Origin of the sequence: Bacillus sp. EAC (genome assembly GCF_002156875.1) — a bacterium.
Lineage (GTDB): Bacteria > Bacillota > Bacilli > Bacillales > Bacillaceae_G > Gottfriedia.
In genome coordinates this window covers 66,471-92,411 of record NZ_NCSY01000001.1, presented here as the reverse complement: position 1 = coordinate 92,411, position 25,941 = coordinate 66,471, and the positions used below count along the sequence as shown (strand labels likewise).

The following is a 25,941-nucleotide window of genomic DNA, read 5'->3' as shown; positions in this document are numbered from 1 at the left end:
ATAGTGTTCAAGTCATCTATTGAAACTATAGTAAAAAGCCTTGTATTTTATACAAGGCTTTTTACTATAGTTTTTAAAAACACGTAAATGAACTAATTCTTCTTAAATCGATTCCGAAAATAATCCAAAATCTTCCAGTCCATCTGAATCCTGAAACTGAAGTACGACCTACAAAAGTTGGGAAAAACCAAAAACTTTCACCATTGTTCAGCCATACAAATGTATTCCTACGTATGCACATCCGAATTGATCCAGGATCGATTGCAAAGGCAGTAGCTGGTTGTTGAGGAGTAAATGATGGTGGAGGGGCAGTTGGTCCTTGTGAACCTTGTTGTCCCGGTTGTCCAGGAAATCCAGGTTGTGAAGGGAAAATCCTATAATACGCATCAAAATCCATTAAAACACCTCCTTTAACTCGTATTTAATAGCGTATGAAGAAATTGACATAGTGTGTATGCACCATAAAATCATTTCATTTAATCGTTTCAAAGATAACAAAATATAATTATTTACACTCATTTTTATAATAACCCCAGTTGAATGAACTTTTTCGTGTTTATTTGTCATTTAACTCTAGCGAAAATTGTTGAATTTTAACTTCTCATAGGTAAAAAGTTGGGAATTTTTGATTTTAAAACCCCCATTGCTGCAATAGTGTCAAGCCATTAACATTTAATCATAAGATTATTCTGATAATTCAGATAGGATATTCTTTCTATAGTACTTCTTTAAAAATTCAGAAAGTGGGTGTCGAATGAAAAATAGTACTTTTAGTAAAAAATTAGCAGTTTTCACACTAACAGTGGGTTTGATTTTACCGACTACGGGAAGGCCATTTAATACACTTGCAAGTGCTGCTGATATTAAAACTGACGATTTACTTTCATCTTTAACAACTGAACAAAGGAATGCTCTGAAACAATTAGAAGTGACTGATCGTTTTGGAGCGATTGGGTTTAATCAAGAAGAATTAAAAAATGACAATGAAATTTCTGTCATCGTCCAATTTCAATCTAAACCATCCAAAGTTGCAATACTTGATGCAACCTTACAAGGAAAGAATCTTTCAAAAAAACAAGCAGATGAACAAGTTCAAAAAGATCACGATCAATTTAGTAAAGATGTCATTTCCATTCTACCATCCACAAAAATCAAAAATAAAAAATCAAATCACCGTATCACATCAGAATTTAAAACAGTATATAATGGCGTAGCAATGACACTCCCAGCAAATGAAGTAAAACAATTATTAACGTCTAAAGTTGTAAAGGCTGTGTATAAAGACGAAGAATTTAAGATTGATCCAATCAAAACTGATGCTAACAATGAAACGAATACAAGTCTTGGTACTTCGGTAGAGGGACTTTCCTACCTAAAGGTCGATAAATTACATAAAGAAGGTATAACTGGAAAGGGAATTAAAGTCGGCGTAATCGATACAGGTATTGATTACAATCATCCTGATTTGAAAGATGCCTATAAAGGTGGGTACGACTTTGTAGACAATGACAATGATCCAATGGAAACAACATATAAAGATTGGCAAGCATCTGGTTATCCGGAGTACAACGGATCTGCTTACTATACTTCGCATGGAACTCATGTAGCAGGCACAATTGCTGGACAAGCCACGAATAAGAATATAACTGTTGAGGGAGTTGCTCCAGACGTTGATTTATATGCATATCGTGTACTTGGTCCTTATGGTTCAGGAAGTTCGGAAGCTGTAATTGAGGGGATTGAAAAAGCTGTAGAAGATGGGATGGATGTTATCAACCTTTCTTTAGGAGCATCGGTCAATGATCCCTACTTCCCAACAAGTACTGCAATCAATTATGCGGTTTTAAATGGTGTTACTGCAGTTGTTGCAGCAGGAAATGACGGACCGAATGAATATTCATTAGGATCACCTGGTTCGGCTGCATTAGCATTAACCGTTGGTGCTAGTGATGTTCCAATGGCAGAAGCAACCTTAAACGGGAAAATTGGAAATGAAAATCTTGAATTAATTGGAATGGCCCGCCACTATACCGACCAATTACAAAACTGGGAAAGTAAATCCTACGATATAGTTGATGTAGGCTTAGGCTATACATGGGACTATACCGATAAAGATTTAAAAGGGAAAATTGCTCTTGTTTCTCGTGGTGATTCTACGCTTGACGAAAAAGTAATCAATGCGAAGCAAAACGGAGCTGTAGGCGTTCTTCTTTATAATAATATCGATGGTCAAATAGGTATTAATATTGGAGAGTCTATCAATTATGTTCCGACATTTGCTTTAACAAAAGCTGATGGAGAGAAGGTAAAGGCATTATTAGAAAAAGGCACTACTAATATTACATTCTCAAATTTTTCAGAAAGACAATCAGGTGGCGATCAATTAGCTGATTTTAGCTCACGAGGTCCCGCGAGACAAACTTATGACATGAAACCAGAAGTAACTGCACCAGGAGTGAGTGTACTTTCATCAGTACCCTCTTATATGATTGACCCAGAGCATCAAGATAATTACGATTTTGCATATTCTAGATACTCTGGAACCTCAATGGCAACTCCTTTTACAGCAGGTATCGCTGCTCTAATGCTACAGGCAAATCCTGAGCTTCAACCTGAAGAAATAAAATCAATTCTTATGAATACTGCTGATCCTTTAAAGGGTGACTATAGCGTATTTGAGGTAGGTGCGGGAAGAATCGATCCTTACCAAGCTGTAAATACCGAACTTAGTATACAAATAAAAGATAAAGCTTTTGTACCTGGAGCAGAGCGACTAATGAAAGTAAAAGAATTAACTGGTGGTCTTAGTTTCGATAACCATTATGAAAGTGGAAAGGTTAATGTTACAAAAACAATTAAAATTGCAAACTATAAAAATGAAAAAAAATCATTTAGCGTTTCGATAACCGAATCAAAAAGTTCAAATAATTTAAAGGAAAACGGAGTAGAGCTAAATATTCCTACCAAAATTGACATCAATAGCAAAACAACAAAAACAATCAATGCGAGTTTGGTTGTCCCAAAAGAAGCTAAAAAAGGAATTTACGAAGGATATATTACACTTACAAATAATAAAAATAATTTAGAAGTATATAGAATTCCATATAGTTTCAGATCATCAGAAGAAGGTTTTAACAGTGTAAAAGTTCTAAATCCCGCATACTCCCCAGATCAATTAAATCAAGGTGGATGGGACTTTATGCGCTATCAATGGGTATATGTTAATTTTAACTTGCGTGCCCCTATGAAAAGTATGGATATCATTTTACAAGATGCTGAAACAGGAAAAGACATTGGGTTTGTTGGCACTGTTAATTTAGAGGGTAGTTACGATAATGTTGATTACGGGCTTGTTGGCTTTAATGGGCAGTATTATTCATTTACAGGGGATAACAAACAACCTATTTCAGATAAAATAAGTAATATTCGTCCTGGACATTATAAATTAAAATTTATTGGTACAAGTATTTCAGGTAAAGTATTTACCGAGACACAACATTTGTTTACTGATTTAGATTCACCAAGCTTTAAAAGCTCACTTGATGGAGAATCTCCATTTATTGAATATCAACCTGGACAAAAAACATACCCATTTGACATTCAAATTACTGATTCAAAAGTTGATGAAATGAAAAAATTTGGAGTAAATGTTGATCAATCTTCCAATTGGTTAGTTTATTATTATGGTCTATGGGCATTCCCATCTACACCAATTGCAATGGATTCGGATGGAAAGTATAAAGATGAAATTGCTATGGATGAAAGCTTATCTGTTCTTCCATTACGTTTCGATGGATATGATAATGCAGGGAACAAAGAGACTAAGGAATATTACTTCGTAAAAGAAGGTACACCAGTTACTTATGTTACGAGTGACGTTAGAACTGCAAAATCTGGTGAAACTGTAAAAGCTAAACTAGTTTTAGATAATTTAAACGATATTAAAGATGCAAAATGGACTTTTGGGGACTATTATGGAATGAAGTCTGTTCAACTCGTAAGCGCTAAACTATCAAATGATCTTGTAGAAAATGCTACTCTAGGAGTCAGTGGTGATGATGTTACGGTACAGTTTAAGCAAACAACAGGAAATTTTGACCATAAAGTAATTGCAGAAGTTACGTTAAAAGTACTTGAAAATGAATTTTACACTGGTGCAAGAATTGATCCAAGCATTACAGTTACGGATGCTAAAAATGAAAATATTGAAGTTGCAAACGCTGGATATAGCTTTAAAACGTACCCTCAGTTCTCTGTAGCAGATGGTTATTTGACTCCACAAGGATTTTATGTAGGAGATCCTGAAACTGGTGGTTATCCTTATACGGAAGATTGGACAAAAATAGGTGCTGCAATTAATATTTACGATAGTAAAGGAACAAAGTTTAATTCGACAATGACGACTTATGGAAATTACTCTTTTGATAAACTCCCATTAAGTAAGGAACCATTCACAATTGAATTCAATATACCAGGACATTTCATTACAAAAGAGAAAGTTGAAATTGGTTATGAATATAATGGGACTATTTTTGGTAAAAATCAATATATTACTGCACTTGATATTAAAGCCGGTGATGTAAACCAAGACGACGTCATTGATATTCTAGATGCGATCATGATTCAAACCTATTGGGGAACAAACAAACGAAGCACAGATATTAACTTTGATGGTAAAGTTGATTCAAATGATATGAAATTCGTTCAACAAAATTACTTATTACAAAATCAGTATGCTGATAATGCACCAAAACCACTTAAAAAGTATAAAGGTAATTCACTTGAAAATATTTTAAAAGCCTTAGGCATTCAGTCTTAAAAATGAAACAGATACCTTGAATAAGAGGTATCTGTTTTATTTTTTCTCATTGGTAACTATAGTAAATTTGAACGTTAGCTATCTACTTAATTACTAATACTTTTCGTTCTATTTCCAATGCGATAAGATTATATTGTAGAAAGTTGAAAGGGGTAATCATATGAAACAAGAATTATTTCAAGAAATTCATGCGTTTTCCTTGTGGGGAGAACATGCCGATCATTTCGAATACCTAGCAAGTGGGAAAGATGGGGATGTATATACTTGTAACGATTATGCTATCAAAATTTTCAAAGCCGACGGTAAAAGTCGCGATGATGGTAAGAAGCTTCAACTACTTGAAAATAGTATCTATTATCCAACAGTACATGTATACACAGATGAATATATGGTATGCGATCTGATCAAAGGAGAAACATTTTACAATCTAACTGGGCATGATGAATACTTGAGAGAAAAGTACGCAAGCGAAATTCAACAAGCAGTGATTGACGCACATCAAGCAGGATTATCTGCCTTTGACTTACATAATCACAATATAATACTTACAAACGAAGGTGAAGTGCGAATAGTCGATGTTGGACGATTTGGCAATGAACAAGAAATGATGCACCTTGGACTTTTTGGTTCATGGTTTAGTAGTTCTCGTCGTCGTAAACAAAAACGTAATCATCACCATCATTCCTCATCCAATAAACACCATCGACGAAAGCACTCAAACTCTCATTCTCATTCACGATTCTTTCATTCATCCTCACGTTCATATTCTTCTTCTTAATATTGAATGATGAAAACTAAAAACCATCTAATTGAAGATGGTTTTTTCGTTTTATAATGTAACTAAGCTTATGAAATCAGTTGATAGAAAGGAACGAATTGATTTTCGTTTTTGAAACTATTTTATACTCATAAGCACAGTTAATTAACAAGTGCCTAATTTACTTCATATACTATAAAGGAATGGAGTTGATTTTTATGACAAATTGGATAGATATATCGACATCACACCATCAGTTAAAACTGTTTAACGATAATATACTAATAAAAACATACCCAATTGGCGTTGGTAAAATGTTAACTCCAACTCCAGCTGGAACATATACAGTTATTAATAAAGATCCAGAAACAGGCGGACCTTTCGGAGTGTTATGGATGGGATTATCACAGCCTCATTACGGTATACATGGAACAAATAACCCATCTTCAATCGGTCATGATGTATCACACGGTTGCATAAGAATGTTTAACCATGATGTTTTGGAATTATCTTCAATGGTCCCGATTGGTACGACTGTTCACATTCATAGATGAACCATATTAATTTAACAATCGTATCTTGCCATCTTATTTAGATGGTTTTTTAATTGATTTTTTCTATTTAATTTTTCAATTCTTATATTTCTTTAATTCATTAAACTTTTAAAATTAAGTCATAAGAGAAACTAATTTTCCATTTGTTAAAGGGAAATCCTTCAATCTTTTTTTTAGAAATAGACAAGTTGTTTAGAAATACACTATAATTTCATCATAATACATAAAACGTTTTACAAATTATATAAGTTTCTAGATAGATACTTTCACTTAAGGAGCAAAGAGATGACAAATGAAATAGTACAAAATCAAAAAAAAGAATTTATTAAATATATCCCACCTAAAGAAGAATTCACCCGATTTTTATCAGAAGATGATTACTTAGAAAAAGGTAGGTTATGGGGTCTATTTAATAAAAATGCAAAACATGAGTTTCTATATAAAGGACAAGATGTTCAACAGAAGGTTACATTAATTGGATATGAAACTTATGGTGTAACTGATGAATACCACACGATCATCATAGAATTTGAAAACGGCAATTTATCGTGTATCCATCCTGCTTATCTAAAAGAAATGCAATCTCCTAGTTTCAAAAAGGTTTATATTGTTGATGAAAATTCATCAACAATCGTTGAAGAAAAAAGTGAAAGCAAACCGAAAGCGTCTAAACCTTCCGCTTCAACTAAAGAAAAGGCTGAAAAAAAGGAAGCTAAATCAATTGTACTACCTACCGATAAATCACATTTTAATGGAACTGTTAAAGAATTTAGTACAAAATACAATCATTTTAATGATAGCGAAGAAGAAATCGTCATATGGGAAAATGTCGTTGTAAAAACCGAAGAAGAATTAGAGATTGGAAATGCTTGGTGTTCACTAAGTAAATCATTAAAAACTGCAGAATTAGAATTAGGGAAATCTTACGAATTTGATGGTAAAGTAGTGGATAAAAAACTAAATAAAGAAGTCAAATATAAGCTAAATAATCCATCTAAGGTTGTTGAAATATAAAATTATACTATTTTCTCGTTTAAAGAAGCTAACCAAATTGGTTAGCTTTTTTTATTGGCTCTGTAAATCTATATTGTTGATATTTAAACAAAGCCTTCCTTTAAAAGATTGATAAAGATAAGAAGTTGATTGGAAATTAAGGTGCTCTACTCCTGTGGGAGATGCGGAGAATTTGAGTCTCACGCAAGGGGCAGTGTGCCGTGGAGTCTCAACATTTGCACCATGGAAAGCGGGCATACTGAAGTGGGATTCAACACCCATTTTTAACAGAGCCTATTTATTAAATATCTGTTTTCCGAAATTTCTGAAATATGGTAATCTTTAATTATATAAAATCAAAAAAATGATTATTACATATGGCCAGAACCAATTAAGAAGAGGAGTTTTATTTAAATGGATTCAAAAAGAAAACTAATAGCTAAAGACGAACGAAAATTAATTAAACATGTAGATATGCATGAGGTCTTTAATAATATGTCTGAAGGGTGTTATTACTTAAATTCAAATATGGAATTTGTTTTTATAAATAAAGCAGCTGAGGCAATGATTGAAAAGCCTAAGGATGAATTATTAGGTGTCTGTATGTGGGATACTTTACCAAATTACATAGATACCGATGTTTATAAGTATTATAACAAGGCATTTGATGAACAAAAAATACAATCTTTTGAAGTTATTACCGAGTACTCCAAAAAGTCGTTTGAAATAAGAGTAGTTCCAGATAAAAATGGAATACTTGCTATTTTTAGTGATATTACAGAGAAAAAGGAACATGAAGATGAACAAAGATATTATGAAAAGCTTAGAATTATCGGTGAAATGGCAGCCGGTTTCGCTCATGAAATAAGAAACCCGTTGACAACTGTTAAAGGTTTTTTACAGTTAGGGTTACAATATAAAAAATTTGATGGTTACAAAGATATTTTTCACATAATGATTGATGAGATTAATCGCGTTAATTCGATGATTTCTGAATTTCTAGATCTTGCTAAGAAAAAGCCGAATAAACTTGCACAACAGAATTTAAATACTATAATTAATTCTTTATTTCCATTACTTGAAACAAGATCTTTAAAAGAAGATAAACTCATCAAGTTAGCGTTAAATAACATACCTAATTTGATAATTGATCAAAACGAAATTAAACAACTACTTTTAAACATGGTCAATAATTCGTTAGATGCAATGGATTCAAGTAAATCAGTTTTTATACATACTTTTATGGAAGAAGATCAAGTAGTTCTATCTATACGAGATGAAGGGAAAGGTATTCCTTTAGAGATACTCGATAGAGTTTCAACACCCTTTGTCACATCAAAAGAAAATGGGACTGGATTAGGTTTAGCCATTTCTTATGCAATAGCAAAACGTAATAATGCAACAGTAGATTATTGTACAAGCTCGTCAGGTACTGTATTTAATATAAGATTCAATCAGAAATGTAATATTACAAAATTAGAATTAGTATAGTAAGAAGTATAGGAAAAATTCAGCAGGAGGGATGAAATAATGACTGAATTATTCGTAGGTCGTTCATTAGATGAAATCCTTTTTTGGTCAAGAATTATGAAAGAACATTCCTTATTTCTTAAACTTGGTTTTAATCATGATGACAGTGAACTTATTCAAGAAGCAGACCAATTTTATAAGTTATTTGAGTCGATTGAAACGAAAGCTCAAACATTTAGTATTCAAACAGATCCCCAACAAATTAAACAATTTAATATTGAGGTTCATAATGCTGCTTCAATGATTTGGGCATTTAAGAGAAAAATTTTAGGATTAATTATTACATGCAAAATTAGTGGTAATAATTTCCCGTTACTAGTCGATCATACAAGTCGAGAAGCAGCATATTTTGCTAATCGCTTAAAGGAATTGAATGAAGGGAAACTGAAACCAAAACCTGCAACTATCATAAAGGAAAATGTTTTCTTTCTTAGAATTATGGCAGACCACGCAAAGTTTATTGGTCATTTATTGGATCCTTCAGAAAGAAAACTAGTAGATCAGGCTAGAGAATTTAGCCATGATTTCGATCAATTACTTTTCCAAGCAGTTGATTTAGAATCTATGAGACCACAATCTGAAACGATTCCCTTGCTAGATCAATTCCTAGATGAAAATAGAGTTTCTGTTAAATCACTGCGAGACTTCAAAAAAACAGCGCGTGACCTAATAGAAGCATGTAAAATTAAAAGTATTATTCACCCGTTACTAGCAGATCATGTATTTAGAGAAGCTGACCGATTTATGCATATCATTGATTTGTTTGAGGCTGAACTCACTGGTACAAGTAATTCAGCGGAACTTACTAATCATGAACTGCATCATTAAGAATTTTTTAAAATTAAAATACAGAATTAGTAAAAAAAGCTAATAAAATTAGCTTTTTTTTATTTCAAATTAAAGTTTTGAAACAGGATATATTTATTAAATCGATTTGTGAAATGTGTCACAAATTATTCACATAGTATAATAATTACCTTTTATTTTTATGTTAAGTTATAAGTGTAAAAACAATTAAAAGTAAAAGGTGGTAATCATATGTTCTTAATAATTGGATTCTGCACTATGCTTTTATTTTATCTAGTAGCTATCACTACATTGGTAGTTTTAACTTTTAGACAGGGCTTACAAGATCGAAAAATCGTAGACGTAACAAATATGGTCACAAATAAAATAACTAACTGATAGTATAATATTAAAAATCACAATTAAATATTTTGTAAAGATAATAATAAACCCATCTACTCTGTAAGTAGATGGGAGTTTTTTTTAGGCTCATTTCTAAAAGATTGTTGATTTTTAATACGGTTTTAAACCAAACTGTAAATAAAGAAGAGGATTGTATCAAATATGCGAGACTCTTTGTGAGTAGCTTCACAGGTGAGATCCCTTCGGCGAGCCGTGGAGGCTCATCGCACGCCCCACGGTAAGCGAGCAAGTGGAAAGAATTACAATTATCAAAAAGAGGATTAATTTAAGTATATTGTCGAATTAAGTTAAAAAACAAAAAGTTATTTTGTTATTAATGATATTATTATATACAAATGGCATATCTTTTTTTTTCACACACAGAATCCATTACTCATATTATTTGGAAAATGCGAGAAGGAGGACAACATGATTCAAGGGAAAATCATTAAATTTTACCGTGAACTTCAAGGCTTGAGACAAGCAGATTTAGGAAATGAAATTTGTTCAAGTACACATGTAAGTAAAATTGAACGGGGTCTTACTGAGGTATCATCTGAAACAATTGAGTTGTTAGCGAAAAAGCTCCGAATCGAAATGCAAATAGAGATCAATACATACTTGAGTTTAGACTCATTATTAAAAGAATGGCATGAATCCATTATTTTAAAATTAAACGGAAAAGCAGAAAGTATAAAAAAGCAATTGGAGAACATTGTGCTTTTAAAAATACCTGATTTTCACCGATCTTATACATTGATTCTTACTAGATATTATTTATTGATTGGAAAAAGCACCCTTGCAAAATCCCTAATTGACGACATGGATTGTTGGCATGAGCTTACTCAATACGATGAAAACATGTTATTACATATTAAAGGTAAATACTATCTTGATTATCAAAATGAATTTAATAAAGCAATTTCTTATTTTAAAAAAATTAATTTATCACATTATAATAATCCAGAATATTATTATGACTTGGCTTGTGCATATCTTTGCGTGAATTCCAGGGTTCTAGCTTATCATTATGCAAATAAAGCACTACAGTATTTTACAGATGCTCGCAGTTTTACAAGAATACTAGAAACAGAAATGTTAATGTTGATTCAAGTTGAACAAGAAGAATATTTTGATACAAAAGAATCAGGTTACCCTAGATTGATCGAAATGGCTGAGAACTTAGGGTTAGAGGATCAAAAAGCTAAATTACTTCATAATTATGCCTATCAACAATTTCGTTATGGATGCTATGACAAGGCGTTTAAATACTATACTCAAGCTTTAAAAATAAGACAACCATCCCATCCTCAATATCTAGTTACTTTGGAAGGTTATTTAAATTCTGCTACAAAACTTGGCACTAAATCTAAAAAGGCATTACTTCAAGAAGCTTTGGAAGGTTATTCTCTTGCTAATAAATTAAATGATCGGATGTATGTGCACTATTTTCAGTTACATATTTATAAGATTCAAAATTTAGACGATCAGTATTACGTTTATTTAGAAACAGAAGCTTATCCGTATTTTAAAAAAATGGGTTATGGTCTTGCTACAGAGACTTATGAGATTAAATTATTTGATTATTATATGAAAAAAGGTGAAATAGAATACGCTAATCTATTTACAACATCGATTGTAAATAGATTTCGAAATAATAATGAACTAGTCTAAATAATACAAAAAGCCTTGTAATTAATTTATTAGGCTTTTTTTGCTGCCCTAAAAATATTGAACCTCTCTTCAAAATTGCATCGATTTCAACTGTTCCAAGAAAATATAAAAAGGATAAGAACCCCATTTTCAAATACACATTCGTGTTTCATCGACTTTTTTTGATAAAAATAGTATGTATTATTTCTCTTTATTGAAGCAAAAGTAGGAGTATTCTAGAAACCAAAACCCCCATTGATGTGAATAAACAAAGCACTTAAGATAATTCTGATGATACTTTTTTGAAAATTAAGAAAGTGTAATCAACAATTAAATAGGGGGAAGAAGATGAGTACTAAAAGCCAACGGCAAAGGATTGTAAAAGGAATAACGGTATTAGCTCTATCATCAAGTTTATTTATGGGCTCGCTTACTCAAGTAACAAGTACTTCCAAAGCAGTCAGTTTTTCAAATGTTGACGATTTACTTGCAAATTTAACATCACAGCAGCGGCAGGCTTTACATCAATTATCTACAAATGAAGAATCAGGACTCAAAATTTCTTCAGCTATAGATTTATCGACTACAAAACAAACTCCTATCATTGTTGAGTTCAATAATAAACCAGCTAAAATTGCTCAAATTGAAGCAGGAATAGAAGGTCAACAGTTAACTGATACCGAGGCTTCAAATTTAGTTGATAAGGACCATGAAACGTTTAAACAAGATATACAAGAATTATCAGATGAAAATAACAAAGTAACTTATAAAATTAAACGTACATATAAATATGCATTTAATGGTGTATCAATGAGTTTACCTGCTAATCAAATTAGTAACCTATTAAAATCTAAAGTAGTCAAGAGGGTTTGGAGTAATGTAAAGTTCTCAATTGATCCTCCTGCTCAAGATGACAAAAATGATCCATTAAAAGCGGACGAGTTAAAAGTTGCGAATTACTCTCCTTATGATGGTTTAGATCGCTTACACGCTGAAGGGTTTACAGGCAAAGGAATCAAAATCGGGATACTAGATACGGGTATCGATTATAATCATCCAGATTTGAAAGATGCATATAAAGGTGGCTATGATTTCGTTGATAATGATAACGATCCAATGGAAACAACTTATGAGGATTGGAAGAATTCAGGGGAATCAGAATTTAGTGGAACATCATCCTATTATACTGAGCACGGTACACATGTTGCTGGAATAATTGCTGGAAGAGGAGAAGCTGAAGGAGAATATAAAAAAGTTGGCGCTGCGCCAGATGCTGATATCTATGCATATCGAGTACTTGGACCATATGGCGGTGGTGAAAGCGATGGTATCATAGCAGCACTTGATAGAGCGGTCAAGGACGGAATGGATGTAATCAATATGTCTTTAGGGGCAACAATTAATGATCCGCTTTTCCCTACATCAGTCGCTGTAAATAATGCTGTAATTAGTGGTGTGACGACAGTAGTAGCTGCAGGCAATAGCGGTGATAGCATGTACTCTCTTGGAGCTCCAGGTACTGCCGCATTAGCACTAACGGTTGGTGCTTCGTCGGTTGCGATTGACTTATACCAATATACTGGAGAAAATAACGGTAATAATTATTCTTTAAGACAATTAGCACAAAATTATCATGATGACCTAACATCACTTAAAGGAAAAACTTATCAACTTATCGATGTGGGACTGGCTAATTCTTATAATTTTACTGGTAAAGATGTAAGAGGAAAGATTGCCTTTATTAAGCGAGGATCGATTCCATTCATAGATAAAATTAAAAATGCAAAAGCAAATGGAGCAATTGGCGTGATTATGTATAATGATGAAACAAATAAATCAGAAGGTACCATAAAAGATTTATTAGGTGAATCTCTTGATGCGATTCCAGCATTTTCAGTTTCGTATGAAGATGGGGTAGCAATCTCTTCATCAATTAAAGAAGGTAAAATAGATTTTACATTTGGTGACTATTCCAAACTACAAACAGCATCAGATGAATTAGCTTCATTTAGTTCAAGAGGTCCTTCTCGAATTAATTACGATATTAAGCCTGAAGTAACTGGTCCAGGTGTATCGATTCTGTCGACAGTTCCATTCTATATTAATGATAAAACAGTAGATGGAACATCAACTCAGGATTATCAATATGCTTATGAACGCTTATCCGGTACATCAATGGCAACACCTTATGTAGCAGGAGTTTCGGCGTTATTACTACAATCTAATAAAGATCTCACTCCAGCTGATGTGAAGTCTATTCTTATGAATACTGCTGACCCATTATCAAAATCTTACAGTGTTTTCGAAGTTGGAAGTGGGAGAGTAGATGCGTATGAAGCAATCCATTCAAATGTTGAATTAGTAGTGAAGGATAAGACTCTAAGCATAATTAATGGTAAACAAAAACTAATTGACGAACCAACAGGCGGTATGAGCTTTGGATCATTTGGATTTAATGACCAAGACATTTCTGATGCTCGAAATATTACACTAAAAAATCGAAGTGAAAAAGCTAAAACATTTAGTATTAATGTTAAATTTCAAATTGGTCAAAGAGGATCAAAAGATGCAGCATTAAATAATGTAACATTGTCAGGACCTAATTCAATAAAATTAAACGGAATCAGTCAAAAGTCTATTAAATTTAGTTTGAACATTCCAAAAACTGCGGAAAAAGGAACTTATGAAGGATATGTACTATTCACAAATAATGAGGATTCAATGGAACAATATCAAATTCCATTTGGAGTGAGAATAGTCAACGAGGGAATTGAGTCGTTTAAAGTAGAGAATCCGCTATTTTCAACTGGCTATTCATGGCCAGAAACAATGGTCCCATTTCTTGGTTTCACATTTAAGTTAAAGTCACATATGAAAACTTTAGATGTAGTAATACAAGATCCGCTTACTGGTCAAGACATTGGATTAGTAGGATCATTTGATACTTTACAATTAAATGAGAACCAATCTTATTTTATTCCGAGAGGGTTTAGTACTGATTACTTTCCATTTACTGGGGATCCAAATAATCCTATTAGTAGTGATACCGAAACAATAAAAACTGGTCACTTTAAATTAAGGTTAGTTGGTACTAATCAAAGTGGCAAAACATTTTCGGCGGCTTCAGATTTCTTATACGAACTTGGAGCACCATCTCTTACTAGTAGTTTTGATAGTTTAGAACAAAAAGTAATTGAATTTGATGAAAGTCAATTAGATTCAAACGGAGAATTTTTATATGATTTTAACATTAATGTAAAAGATCCTGAAGTTGAAGAAGCAAATCGTTTTGGTATTCCTGTTGATCAATCTAGTAATTCAGTTGTATCGTTTTTTGGAGGATTTCCAGCAAATCCAATAAATACTGATAAAAACGGAAATTACACTGATCAAATTTTAGTTAACAGTCAATTCCAACCATTACAAGTTCAATTTTATGGTATGGATGCTGCGAAAAACCCTTCTGCAGACGCGTCAAATATGCTCAAAGTTGTCTTTGTGAAAGATACGTACCCATATTATTATTTAAAGGCAAATAAACAAAGTATTACAACGGGTGATACTGTTAATTACAGCGTTCGATCGAATAATATTAAAAACTTAAAAACTACAAAAATTTCGTTACCAGTCTTTTCAGATCAAGCTGTAATAGAAAATGTGGCTGTAAATGATGCTGTTAAGCAATACGGTGATGCGAATGTTACAGTAACAACGGCACCAACAAATTGGCCAGATGTACTTCAATACACATTTACATTTACTTATCTAGGTAATAAAACACTTCCTGAGGATTTACAACTATTTAATTTCGATTTAAAAACATTAAATAAATATATGGTAAGCACCCCGTTCTCATGGCATATCATTAATTCTACAACTATTGATCAATCGAATGTCGAGACGGGAAATGTTTATACTTATATGGAAGGATTTAAAACTAAAACAACAAGATCAAAAATAGAAGGTTCTTTACGATTAGAGGGTACGATTGATCCTTCAACTAGTCAAACAAATTATGATTTAGATCAAAGGTCGTTAGGTGCAAAAGTTTCTGTTAGTTCATACGACGATAAAACGATTGTTGACGCACCAATAATAAATAAAAATGGTGAATACGAAGCAGATGGATTTAAAGCTGATAAAAATGATTACACAGTGAAAGTAGATGTTCCAGGGCATTTTACAATGTACAAACAAATAAATTTATCAGATGAAGTGCGTGGAGAGTTTGTAGGGAAAGATTTACTTACTTATTTACCAATAGCTGCAGCAGGTGATTCAAATAAAGATAATGTAATCGATATTTTAGATGCATTAGCTGTCCAAACATATTGGGGTACCAATAAAGCTTCTTCAGACTTTAACTTTGATAAAGTAGTCGATAAAAAAGATATGGATTACATTATTAAAAACTTTGGATTACAAAACACAACAGTATCAAATGCACCAAAAGCAAAAACTATTTATAAAGGTGCAACATTAGACAGTATTTTAAGTCAGTTAGGACTAAAATAAGTGTTGTTTGAAAGAGAAGCCGAAACTTGCGGTTTCTCTTTTTTTATTATTTTGAAAACAGTCTAGTTTTTCGAACGAATAAAAACCTTGAACCAAATGGCCCAAGGTCATAATTTCTATTATTTATCAATAGAGTGAGATCTTCTTAGAATCACTTAGTAATACCTATCTTACTTTTTAAACGAATCTTTAACTCAGTTTGAATTAAAAAAAGGATCTTTATTTTGAGGAACTTTTTTATTCTTTTTCTGAATTAAGTATCCAAGGCTTACTAGAATGACCCATGGAATTCCAATTTTCCATGCAGAATTCCAGTCTGGCGAAAATGCCATCGTAAGTAAAATACCACTAAGTAATAGAATCCCTACCCACTGTAAAATTGGAAATAGTGGTGCTTTTATAGGTAGTGGACCTTCAAAGTGAAGATGAACCGTTTTTCGGAAGCGTAAATGACTTACGAGAATAATAATCCAAACTAAGATTCCGCCAAAGATTGCTATACCGAATAATTTATTAAATGTATCAGGATAGTATAGTGATAGGATACTAGCTATGATTACACCTACGCTTGATATAAGAATTGCCGTTACTGGTGTACCATTTTTTGATAGTTTTCCTAAGGACTTTGGAGCATAGTTTCCTCTTGAAAGGGAAAACAGCATACGTGATGTTAAATAAAGATTTGTATTCATACTAGACAATGCAGCTGTTAGAATGACAAAATTCATGATTCCTGCTGCGTAATGAATACCTGAACTTTCAAATACTTTTACAAATGGTGAACCAGCAACTTCATGTGCACCAGCTGCTGTCCAAGGAACAACCGCAACAATAATCGCAAGCGATAATATATAAAATAAGAATAAACGAAGTACCATTGTTTTCATTGCTTTTGGAACGGCTTTTTGAGGATCTTTTGATTCTCCTGCAGTTACAGCAACGATTTCAACTCCATAAAAACTAAAAATCGCCATTAAAACTGCCATCCATATGCCTTTAAATCCATTCGGTATAAAACCTTTATTATCTGTGTAGTTATGAAAACCAACAGCATCGGAATGAAATATCCCAAACACGGCTGAAATCCCAAAAATGATAAATAGAATAATAGCGATTACTTTAATCATTGCGAACCAATATTCGATTTGTCCAAATTTAGAAACCGAACGACTGTTGATCAGAACGATCGCTGCACCAAAACCGAGAGTCCAAAGCCAAACCGGAATTTCTGGGAACCAGTACTGCATATAAAGTCCAACAGCTACAGCCTCACCACCAATAGCAATAACTTGTGCAGCCCAGTATGTATATCGAATCAGAAATCCAGCCCAAGGATTTAAATACATTTCTGCATATGTTCCAAACGAACCCGCAGTAGGGTGAACAACTGCCATTTCCGATAAACTAAACATCATGATCACTGCAATAAAAGCGGCAATGATAAAACTAAAAATTACACTTGGACCTGCATAGCCTATTGCGATGCCACTTCCCATGAAGAGCCCGGTCCCAATTGCGCCACCAATTCCAATCATCGTCAGCTGTTTACTTGTAAGGGAACGATTTAAACCTTCTTCACGTTCAAGAACTTTTTCATTTCTCATATTTCTACCTCACCCTTCATGTTTTGTTTTGGATAGGAGAGCATCCAGTCTACACTTTTCCCAGCAATGAACATGCTGATAAATGTAAACAAAGCGTATTCAAACCCATCATGTATAAAAGTGAATAATAGGACAATGGCGTTTACGAAAATCATCGTCTTTCCAATTGTGAAACGAGAAGACATTTTACTTATCACGACACTTGCAATATCAAGTCCTCCAGTTGTTCCACCAGCACGAATTACAAAACCGATGCCAATACCGGATAATAGGCCGCTGAGAATGCATCCTATAATAGGTAAATGAAGACCGGGAAGACTTGATAGGATGATTAAGAAAAAGGATAAACTAATCATTCCGAGTAAGCTATATAGCGCAAACCGTATACCGACCGCACGGTAACCAATTAAAAACAAGGGAATATTAAGTACAAAATAAATGAGTCCAAGAGAGTATGGAAAAATATTTGCTAATAAGATGGCAATTCCACCAAGTCCTGGAGCGATTATCCCATTTGGTTTTTGGAATAAATAATAAGAAGTAGCAACAAGTATTGTTCCTATTATGATTTTAAAACAATTCTTCATCAGTTGTTGAGACTTAGTTGGATATGAGTACATGGGCGATTTCATTAATTGCTCGTTCAACTTCTTCGGCTGTATTGTAAAAATGAGGTGCGATACGCAATACGTCGTTTCGAGCTGACACGATAATCTTCTTCCTTTTTAAGAACTGTTCTACTTCGGAAGCGTTTTCTACTCGAATGGCAGTATTACTACCTTTTACTGATACATCGAGTGGGCTAGCGATACTTAATCCATGCTTCAGAGCAGTATCTATCGCAACCTGTGACAATTCTTCAATGTAAGATTGAATGGATGAAACTCCAATCTCGTTCAAAAGTGAAATACCTGCATGGGCAGCATAGGCGTTAATCATCATTGGTGTGCCAGTATCAAAACGTCTTGTCCCTTCTGCATAATCAAGTAACCTATGATTAAATTCAAATGGATGTACACGGCTAAACCAACCTGTTGTTTGCGGATGTAAAGAATTAGCCAATTCTTTATTCACATATAAAAATGAAATGCCGGGTATCCCAAGTAAAAATTTTTGTGCACCTGTTGCGAGTGCATCGATACCCATTTCTTTTACATCAATTGGAATACTTCCTGCAGATTGATACGCATCGACGAAAAGTAGAGATCCATTAGCTTTAGTGATACGTGAAATGGCTTTGATATCTTGTATGAACCCGTTATAATAAGAAACGTGAGGGATCGAGGTAATAAGTGTTTGTGTATTAATATATTCTTCGTATTGTTCGATTGAAAGCATGTGATCTTTTTCAGGTAAAAATGTTACGTCTGCTCCACGACGTTGTTGCGAAAGCCATACATGTCCAATACAAGGAAAATCAATATCCGTTGTAACGACTTTATTCCTTTTCCCACTAAAATCTAATGCTCCAGCAAAAGTTGACACTGCATCTGATACACTGGATAAAACCGCAATTTCATCGGGAGATGCGTTAATAAGGTTCGCAAAAGCAACTTTAGCGTCGTAAACTTTTGTCATCCATCCAGTCCAGTCCATACCTTCCTCAGACCAACTTGTCAGGTATGACTCAATACTTTCTTTAACTGGAAAAGAGATCGCACTCTGTGAACAGCTAGATAAATGTAACGTTTCTGATAATGTAGGAAATAAAGATCGTTTTTTAGTGAATGGGTAGGTCATAAGAAACCCTCCTATTAATATTTTGTTAGCGTTTTCATTTTTTGTACCAACTTCGAAATGCAGGTGAAATACATGTTGAAACAACCATTATGGTTTGAAAGAGGGGGATGGGACACGACTCCTTTCTTAGAAGCTGGAAAGCAAATTACCCTTCCTCGAGACACAGTTTTGTTTGAGCAAGATGAAAACCAACCATTTGTTTACATTGTTATTGAAGGTCGCGTAAGAATCTTTTTGATCTCTATTACTGGTACAGAACGTCATTTGTACATTGTAGGCTCCGGACATCTTGTTGGAGAATCAACACTTTGGACAAATGAAAAATCCACATATAGTGCAGCAACTTCAACACCCGTGAAATTGTTGCGCGTACCTAGGGACTCATTTCGTGAAGTTGTAATGAGTCATCCCAATTTGATTGAAAAGATGCTCTTTACACTCAGTCAAAAACAAGCTTCATTACTACTTCAAACAGAACTGATAAGTTTTTTAGATGTAGAACAACGAGTAATCACAATGCTTCGCCAACTTGCTTATGAGTACGGTTCAACAACTGAAGAAGGGGTAACGATCACAATTCCATTTACTCACCAAGAACTCGCTTACGTAGTCGGTTCATCGCGTGTAAGTGTTTCATACGTTATGAACAATTTACAAGAAAAAGGGATGATCCAAAAACAGCAAGGTTTGTATACTCTTTTATCAGAGAGAGATACTTTGCCTTGGTTTGAATTAAATCAAGTATAAAAAACTTCATAAGAAAACTCTGTCAACTAGTTTACAAAATAATCAGAAATTTTACATTTCATATCTAAATACAAGTTATAACATTTTATTTTCTATTAAACTCATAAGATGAAATCAACAATCTTTTTAACATTGCCTAAAATAAATGTAAAAGAAAATAGTGACTTTAGTGATTTTGACATATCCTATAGAAAGAAAAAAATTTGATGTTGAAGACTAAAGGGAGTGTTAAATATGGATCTGAAAAGAATCAAAAAAGTCGGATTCTGGATAATAATTCTTGCACCGTTTATGTTCTTCATCATACCAGTGCTAGTCGGTTTAATTCTTACTCACCCAAAAAGACGTAAAACTGAGGAAACGCCCGCTGATTACGGTTTAACATACGAGGAAGTGGAATTTGAAAGTGATTTTCATCCAGTTACACTTAGAGGTTGGTGGATCCCTGCTAAAACAAGTACAACGAGCACCGTCATAACAGCACATGGTTATACGGATGAGCGCAGTCAAAAAACAATTACTGCATTGCGCCTCGTTCGAACGTTGCATGAAAATGGTGTAAATGTGCTTATGTTTGATTTTAGAAATAGCGGGAAATCAGGTGGACGACGAACTGGTATTGGATATTACGAACAGCATGACTTAACATCCGCAATTGATTTTGTTGTAAAGATTAAAAATCAATGGGAAGTGGTTTTACTAGGTTGGAGTATGGGAGCTGCTACTTGTTTACAAGTGGGGGGAAGTCATCCGAATGTAATAGGTGTAATCGCAGACAGTCCTTTTCATGATTTACAAACCTATTTGGAAGATAATTTAAGTGTATGGTCAAAACTACCGAAAAAGCCGTTTACTTCAATTATATTGCGTTCCATGAAACACTTGTTACACATTGATCCAAAAACGGTATCACCAATAAACGCAGTTCAAAAGGGAAACAATACGCAATATTTATTAATTCATGGAAAAGGTGATACACGTGTACCCTACCGAAGTAGTGAATTAATTTTTGAGCAAATTCCAAATGATAGTGAGAAAACATTATGGCTCACAGAACATGACCATATCACTTCGTTTTCTGAGGAGTCAGCATTGTATGAACAGAAAGTAGTGGAATTTATTCAGCGTACCTTTTCAACTGAAAGAAGTTAAACGGAATGACATATCTTAGATTAATGATAAATGAAAAATTGTTTACGAATAAATAAAATCCCTGCTTTGATTTAAAAAGTAGGGATTTTTTATGGGAAATGCTAACTAGAAAATAAGGTATCTAAAAAAATTCTAAATCGCATAATTCATCACTCCTAGAAATAGGTTGTACTGAATAACTATTTAGATTCTTTATTCCATACAATTTGAAACTCGAGTATTAATTAGACCAGATACAATTAGACAACAGATAATTGCCAATAAATATTATTTAGCAAGCATAAGCATTACTTCAATAGAAGTAGTGCTTTTTTTTTCAAATAATGAGTAGTTTAGAGTAATAAGAAAAAAGTAATTTTTAAAACTTATAGAAATAAATTCTAATTACATATTTAGTTCGAATCAATGTCTAATGTTAATTAAATGAAGTATAAAGAGGCATCAAAAGACGGAGGAGTTGAAAATGTCAAAAGGTCTTAAATTAGCAGGACTTATAGTTGGTGTATCACTGATAGACGTGATCGTTCTAACTCCTGGATTAATAGGCATCGAAATTAGTATCAGCAGTGCAATTCGAATGGCGCTAGACGTCTCAATTATTACCGCTAGCGTATTGATACTTCTTTATGGAATTCATCAAATTTTTTTCAGCTCTAATGATGTGAAACCGATAAAGGTGTTGAAAACGAGTGAAGATTATGTACATGCGTTAAATCGTTACCAAGATAGTAAAGTTTTAAAAAATGACATTTCATTCACATTAGTGCAAGTTGACCGTATGAAAAAGAAGAAAGAAACATTATTGACAATGTTAAATGACCGTTTTGATCCAAATGAACTTAGTTATCAAAAATTCACATCAGTAATTATCGAGGTAGAAAAATTGTTTTATCTTAATCTTAAAAATATCTTAAACAAAATAAGTACATTTGATGAATCAGAATATAAAAACATTATAAATAAAGAACCAACTAGGTTCTCTACTCAATTACTTCAAGAGAAGACGAATCTCTATAATGAGTATGTTTCTTTCGTAAAAGATTCAGTGAATTTAAATGAAGGCATTTTACTAAATTTAGATAAATTGCTTTTGGAGATTTCACGATTGGATAGTTTTGAAATCGAAGAGATTGAGAAAATGGCTTGCATGCAAGAAATGGATGCATTAATAAAACAGACAAAATACTATAAACATTGAAGGGATGAAAGAATTGACGAAAAACAAAAAGTTTTTATTAGTTTCCTTGTTCGTTCTTGTACTCGTTTTTATTCTTGTTTATTTAGGGGTTAGTTTGTCATCTCATCTTGCTAATGATGTGAAAATAACAGATAAGAATAAAAGTAAAATATTATCATCATTTTACTCAGACATCAAAATAACAAAAGATAAACCAATAAAAGGACAAATTGATCTTAATCCCGCAGATGTTGCTTCTGAATTACCTGATATATCCAAGTTTGAGGTTTCAGTAAATAACTCATCGGAATCGTATGTTGAAATCTTTTCCTCAACTGAAAAGTCAGGAAAAGAAAACGACGGATGGTTAAATGAAGTAGCAAAAGACTTTAACAACGCGAATTTCAAAATCAATAATAAGTTAGTTAGTGTTAAAATTCGAAATATTGCTTCTGGAACAGCTACTGATTATATTAAATCAGGTAAATACTTACCTGATGCATTTTCACCTTCAAATGAATTATGGGGAGAAATCATCAAGTCAAATGGTGTAAAGACAGAAGTAGTTTCAAATCGACTTGTTGGGAATGTGCCCGGAATTGTGATAGCAAAATCAAAATATGATAATCTAGTCAAAAAGTACGGACAGGTAAATGTAAAAACGGTGATCGAAGCGATATCAAAAAATGAATTATCGATGGGATATACTGATCCATTTGCTAGTTCAACAGGATTGAACTTCCTTGTAACAGCTCTGAATACATTTGATCAATCAAATATATTAGGGGATAAAGCCGTAAAGGGCTTTGAGAGTTTCCAAAGTAATGTTCCATTTATTGCCTCTACAACCATTCAAATGCGAGATGCTGCTAAATCAGGAGCATTAGATGCATTCGTTTTGGAATATCAATCGTTTATAAATTCACCAGATTTAAAAGATACGTATGTATTTACACCATTTGGCGTACGTCATGATAGTCCTCTATATGCTATAGGCAATCTTTCGGATGAAAAAAATTTGATTCTCAAAAAATTTGCCGAGTTTGTAGGGAATGAAAAATATCAATCGTTGGGTAAAAAATTCGGCTTCAATAATTTAAATGATTATACATCGGAGGTAAAAGCAATTGATGGTAATACCTTATCTGCTGCACAAAAGGTGTGGAAGGTAAAGAAAAACGGTTCAAAACCAATTGCCGCAGTATTTGTAGGCGACGTTTCTGGTAGTATGGATGGCGACCGTTTAAAGCATTTAAAAGAATCATTATTGAAGGGTCAAAAATACCTTGGCAGAGATAACAGTATCGGACTTGTCACTTATTCCGATGACGTAACAATAAATCTTCCGATTGCGAAATACGATGTTAATCAACAATCTAAATTTGTCGGAGCAGTTGAAAGTCTTCAAGCAGATGGAGGCACGGCAACTTACGACGGAATAATCGTTGCATTGAAAATGCTTCAAAATGAAGAGAAAAATAACCCTAATATAAGGCCATTAATTTTTGTTTTAACTGATGGTGAAACGAACCAAGGACATTCATTTAAGGATATTAAAGGTTTGATCAAAGCTTATAAAATTCCGATTTATACGATTGGGTACAATGCGAATATCAAGGCACTTGAGAGTATTTCGAGTATTAATGAAGCAGCAAATATTAATGCCGACACGGATGATGTTATTTATAAGATTCGTAATTTACTAAATGTACAGATGTAGATTTTAAATGTCATAGGAGGAAAGAAAATGTCATTTTCGATGCAAGTCGTGAACGAAGAAGAAGTTAAGGTAGTCATCGAGGAACAAGTGAAACCTGTTCCTGAAGAGTTAATAAAATTGAAAGTAACAGCGGAAGCAAATGTTGCAATGATTATGTCATTAGAAACAAACTCAACAGAGTCTTTTGGAAAACGAAAAGAAATCCTTCAATCCATCGATACATTTGGATTATCAACAATGAAATCTTCGTCCAACAAAAATTCATTGTTAAAAGTGTCCGTAGGAAATTTATCTAAAACAGGAGATGAGGGAGGGCAAGTTGCCAAGGATTTATCTGAACTTCAGATTCAATTAAAGGATTTAGATCCTAGCATGATCGATTTTGCTAAAACAGGATTTCTTGGGAGATTATTTAATCCACTACGAGCTTACTTTCAAAAATACGAAAAAGCTGACGCTGTCATCTCAGATATTGTGGTATCACTTGATAAAGGAAAAAACACATTAAAAAATGACAACACCACATTGGAGATCGAACAACAATCACTTCGTGAACTGACGAAAACATTGCAAAAAGAAATACAGCTCGGGTCGATGATGGATCAGTCTATAGAAGGGCAAATTGAAGTGGCAAAAAATCAAAATGAAGACGATGAAAAGATTCGTTTCATCACAGAAGAAGTGTTGTTCCCGCTACGACAAAGAGTGATGGATTTGCAACAAATGTTAGTTGTGAACCAACAAGGTATAATGGCTTATGAAGTCGTAATTCGAAACAACAAAGAGTTAATTCGTGGGGTTGAGCGGGCAAAAACGGTAACGATTTCAGCTCTAAAAAACGCTGTAATTGTTGCTAGTGCATTATATAATCAAAAAATCGTTTTAAAAAAGATAGAAGCCTTAAATCAAACGACAAATAATATCATTGCAAGCACCTCTAAAATGTTAAAAGATCAGGGGGTTTCTATACAAAAGCAAGCAATGGAAACAGGTGTATCAGTAGACACTCTTAAATTAGCATTTACAGACGTTTTATCTGCCCTTGATTCTATTAGTCTATTCAAACAAGAAGCTTTGCCAAAAATGAAGGATACAATAAATCAATTCAGTGAATTAGCTAAAACTGGCGAACAACAAGTTAAAAGACTTGAAAAAGGTTCATTAATTGACTTTTAATCTATCAAAATCATAAAAAACTAATCAAAAATATTATTCGAATCATCTCAGGACTAAACACAATAAATTGACTATATTTTGGAGATGTAATTCCCATAGGAATTATCATCTCCTTTTTATTGGTCTATAAATGAATATCATTATTATTTTTATAATTGATATGCTAAGTATGTATTGTATTACTGCAGAAAATTTATGCCGTATTTACAATACTAATTCAAAAATTAGGACTTGTTTAAATTAGATGTACTTAATTATTGCCGAAACTTCCAGAAAATTGTTTAACAACTGCTTGTATTTCCTCTATTTTATCTGGTTTTATAATGCTAATCATCTTAGGGATAAACTGTGTAATATCATCTATTGAAAAAGTACCTTCATCTTGTTTCCTAAAGTTTTCTATAAGGATTTCTTTTGCTTCATCTTCTTTTCCTTCTTGAACTCTTTCCAAAATAAAATTTAAAAACATTTCTTGTCCTTGCTTGTCCATCATTATGCCTCCTAAAAATTTTAGAAATATAACACCTTTTGGTGTTGTTTTTAATTATAACACCAAAAGGTGTTATGTCAAACAGTATTTAGAATTTGTTACACTATTGTCTCAATTATTTAATGT

19 protein-coding genes are annotated in these 25,941 nt (G+C 33.1%); 14 read left to right on the top strand and 5 right to left on the bottom strand.

Features of this window, described 5'->3' with window-relative positions; genetic code table 11:
- Positions 1-73: 73 nt before the first annotated feature.
- Positions 74-397 carry a transporter gene (locus tag B7R65_RS00325; protein ID WP_088040667.1) on the bottom strand — a complete coding sequence of 108 codons (324 nt, stop codon included), beginning with the start codon at positions 395-397 and terminating at the stop codon, positions 74-76.
- A gap of 357 nt (positions 398-754) precedes the next feature.
- Between B7R65_RS00325 and B7R65_RS00320 the strand changes: the two genes are divergently transcribed.
- The 9 genes from B7R65_RS00320 to B7R65_RS00285 all read left to right on the top strand — a co-directional run bounded on the left by B7R65_RS00320 (position 755) and on the right by B7R65_RS00285 (position 16,009).
- Entirely contained in the window at positions 755-4,819 is a 4,065-nt protein-coding gene (locus B7R65_RS00320) for a S8 family serine peptidase (protein WP_088040665.1), read from the top strand.
- Between the two features lie 160 nt (positions 4,820-4,979).
- Positions 4,980-5,597 carry a protein kinase family protein gene (locus B7R65_RS00315; protein WP_088040663.1) on the top strand — a complete coding sequence of 206 codons (618 nt, stop codon included), beginning with the start codon at positions 4,980-4,982 and terminating at the stop codon, positions 5,595-5,597.
- A 197-nt stretch (positions 5,598-5,794) separates the two neighbouring features.
- Entirely contained in the window at positions 5,795-6,130 is a 336-nt protein-coding gene (locus B7R65_RS00310) for a L,D-transpeptidase (RefSeq protein ID WP_088040661.1), read from the top strand.
- A gap of 285 nt (positions 6,131-6,415) precedes the next feature.
- The gene (locus tag B7R65_RS00305) at positions 6,416-7,144 is read left to right on the top strand and encodes a hypothetical protein (protein WP_088040659.1); all 729 of its coding nucleotides are present in this window, start codon (positions 6,416-6,418) and stop codon (positions 7,142-7,144) included.
- A gap of 393 nt (positions 7,145-7,537) precedes the next feature.
- The gene (locus tag B7R65_RS00300) at positions 7,538-8,614 is read left to right on the top strand and encodes an ATP-binding protein (RefSeq protein WP_088040657.1); all 1,077 of its coding nucleotides are present in this window, start codon (positions 7,538-7,540) and stop codon (positions 8,612-8,614) included.
- 39 nt (positions 8,615-8,653) lie between these two features.
- The gene (locus tag B7R65_RS00295; protein ID WP_088040655.1) at positions 8,654-9,481 is read left to right on the top strand and encodes a DUF2935 domain-containing protein; all 828 of its coding nucleotides are present in this window, start codon (positions 8,654-8,656) and stop codon (positions 9,479-9,481) included.
- Between the two features lie 210 nt (positions 9,482-9,691).
- Entirely contained in the window at positions 9,692-9,838 is a 147-nt protein-coding gene (locus B7R65_RS21165) for a hypothetical protein (protein WP_179194717.1), read from the top strand.
- Positions 9,839-10,270: 432 nt separating this feature from the next.
- Positions 10,271-11,515: a helix-turn-helix domain-containing protein gene (locus tag B7R65_RS00290; RefSeq protein WP_088040654.1), complete on the top strand. Its 1,245-nt coding sequence runs from the start codon at positions 10,271-10,273 to the stop codon at positions 11,513-11,515.
- Between the two features lie 327 nt (positions 11,516-11,842).
- A complete protein-coding gene (locus tag B7R65_RS00285; protein ID WP_088040652.1) occupies positions 11,843-16,009 on the top strand; it encodes a S8 family serine peptidase in 4,167 nt (1,388 codons plus the stop codon).
- A gap of 194 nt (positions 16,010-16,203) precedes the next feature.
- Here the strand turns inward: B7R65_RS00285 and B7R65_RS00280 are convergent, their stop codons facing one another.
- Genes B7R65_RS00280 through B7R65_RS00270 form a run of 3 tightly spaced genes read right to left on the bottom strand, consistent with a single transcriptional unit; the run spans position 16,204 to position 19,353 of the window.
- A complete protein-coding gene (locus B7R65_RS00280) occupies positions 16,204-17,613 on the bottom strand; it encodes an amino acid permease (protein WP_088040649.1) in 1,410 nt (469 codons plus the stop codon).
- Positions 17,610-18,233, bottom strand: a complete 624-nt coding sequence (locus B7R65_RS00275) for a YitT family protein (RefSeq protein WP_218780377.1) — start codon at positions 18,231-18,233, stop codon at positions 17,610-17,612. The genes B7R65_RS00280 and B7R65_RS00275 overlap by 4 nt, the downstream gene beginning before the upstream one ends.
- Complete coding sequence (locus B7R65_RS00270; protein WP_088040645.1) at positions 18,214-19,353, bottom strand: aminotransferase class V-fold PLP-dependent enzyme; 1,140 nt, start codon at positions 19,351-19,353, stop codon at positions 18,214-18,216. Before B7R65_RS00270 ends, B7R65_RS00275 begins: the two co-directional genes overlap by 20 nt.
- A gap of 75 nt (positions 19,354-19,428) precedes the next feature.
- Here B7R65_RS00270 and B7R65_RS00265 point away from each other — a divergent pair, with 75 nt between their 5' ends.
- The 5 genes from B7R65_RS00265 (at position 19,429) to B7R65_RS00245 (ending at position 25,325) form a co-directional block, all read left to right on the top strand.
- Positions 19,429-20,100: a Crp/Fnr family transcriptional regulator gene (locus B7R65_RS00265; RefSeq protein WP_179194716.1), complete on the top strand. Its 672-nt coding sequence runs from the start codon at positions 19,429-19,431 to the stop codon at positions 20,098-20,100.
- A 234-nt stretch (positions 20,101-20,334) separates the two neighbouring features.
- Complete coding sequence (locus tag B7R65_RS00260; RefSeq protein WP_088040641.1) at positions 20,335-21,252, top strand: alpha/beta hydrolase; 918 nt, start codon at positions 20,335-20,337, stop codon at positions 21,250-21,252.
- Between the two features lie 463 nt (positions 21,253-21,715).
- Entirely contained in the window at positions 21,716-22,450 is a 735-nt protein-coding gene (locus B7R65_RS00255; protein WP_256941100.1) for a hypothetical protein, read from the top strand.
- Between the two features lie 13 nt (positions 22,451-22,463).
- Positions 22,464-24,149, top strand: a complete 1,686-nt coding sequence (locus B7R65_RS00250; protein ID WP_256941099.1) for a vWA domain-containing protein — start codon at positions 22,464-22,466, stop codon at positions 24,147-24,149.
- A 27-nt stretch (positions 24,150-24,176) separates the two neighbouring features.
- Positions 24,177-25,325, top strand: a complete 1,149-nt coding sequence (locus B7R65_RS00245; RefSeq protein WP_088040635.1) for a toxic anion resistance protein — start codon at positions 24,177-24,179, stop codon at positions 25,323-25,325.
- Positions 25,326-25,575: 250 nt separating this feature from the next.
- Here B7R65_RS00245 and B7R65_RS00240 read toward each other — a convergent pair whose 3' ends face one another.
- Positions 25,576-25,815: a hypothetical protein gene (locus tag B7R65_RS00240; protein ID WP_179194715.1), complete on the bottom strand. Its 240-nt coding sequence runs from the start codon at positions 25,813-25,815 to the stop codon at positions 25,576-25,578.
- Positions 25,816-25,941 lie beyond the last annotated feature (126 nt).

Coding starts and splice junctions, on each gene's coding strand:
- B7R65_RS00260 (WP_088040641.1), top strand. CDS start 20,335: ATGGATCTGAAAAGAATCAAAAAAGTCGGATTCTGGATAATAATTCTT.
- B7R65_RS00280 (WP_088040649.1), bottom strand. CDS start 17,613: ATGAGAAATGAAAAAGTTCTTGAACGTGAAGAAGGTTTAAATCGTTCC.
- B7R65_RS00315 (WP_088040663.1), top strand. CDS start 4,980: ATGAAACAAGAATTATTTCAAGAAATTCATGCGTTTTCCTTGTGGGGA.
- B7R65_RS00300 (WP_088040657.1), top strand. CDS start 7,538: ATGGATTCAAAAAGAAAACTAATAGCTAAAGACGAACGAAAATTAATT.
- B7R65_RS00310 (WP_088040661.1), top strand. CDS start 5,795: ATGACAAATTGGATAGATATATCGACATCACACCATCAGTTAAAACTG.
- B7R65_RS00295 (WP_088040655.1), top strand. CDS start 8,654: ATGACTGAATTATTCGTAGGTCGTTCATTAGATGAAATCCTTTTTTGG.
- B7R65_RS00270 (WP_088040645.1), bottom strand. CDS start 19,353: ATGACCTACCCATTCACTAAAAAACGATCTTTATTTCCTACATTATCA.
- B7R65_RS00290 (WP_088040654.1), top strand. CDS start 10,271: ATGATTCAAGGGAAAATCATTAAATTTTACCGTGAACTTCAAGGCTTG.
- B7R65_RS00325 (WP_088040667.1), bottom strand. CDS start 397: ATGGATTTTGATGCGTATTATAGGATTTTCCCTTCACAACCTGGATTT.
- B7R65_RS21165 (WP_179194717.1), top strand. CDS start 9,692: ATGTTCTTAATAATTGGATTCTGCACTATGCTTTTATTTTATCTAGTA.
- B7R65_RS00305 (WP_088040659.1), top strand. CDS start 6,416: ATGACAAATGAAATAGTACAAAATCAAAAAAAAGAATTTATTAAATAT.
- B7R65_RS00240 (WP_179194715.1), bottom strand. CDS start 25,815: ATGGACAAGCAAGGACAAGAAATGTTTTTAAATTTTATTTTGGAAAGA.
- B7R65_RS00275 (WP_218780377.1), bottom strand. CDS start 18,233: ATGTACTCATATCCAACTAAGTCTCAACAACTGATGAAGAATTGTTTT.
- B7R65_RS00320 (WP_088040665.1), top strand. CDS start 755: ATGAAAAATAGTACTTTTAGTAAAAAATTAGCAGTTTTCACACTAACA.
- B7R65_RS00255 (WP_256941100.1), top strand. CDS start 21,716: ATGTCAAAAGGTCTTAAATTAGCAGGACTTATAGTTGGTGTATCACTG.
- B7R65_RS00245 (WP_088040635.1), top strand. CDS start 24,177: ATGTCATTTTCGATGCAAGTCGTGAACGAAGAAGAAGTTAAGGTAGTC.
- B7R65_RS00285 (WP_088040652.1), top strand. CDS start 11,843: ATGAGTACTAAAAGCCAACGGCAAAGGATTGTAAAAGGAATAACGGTA.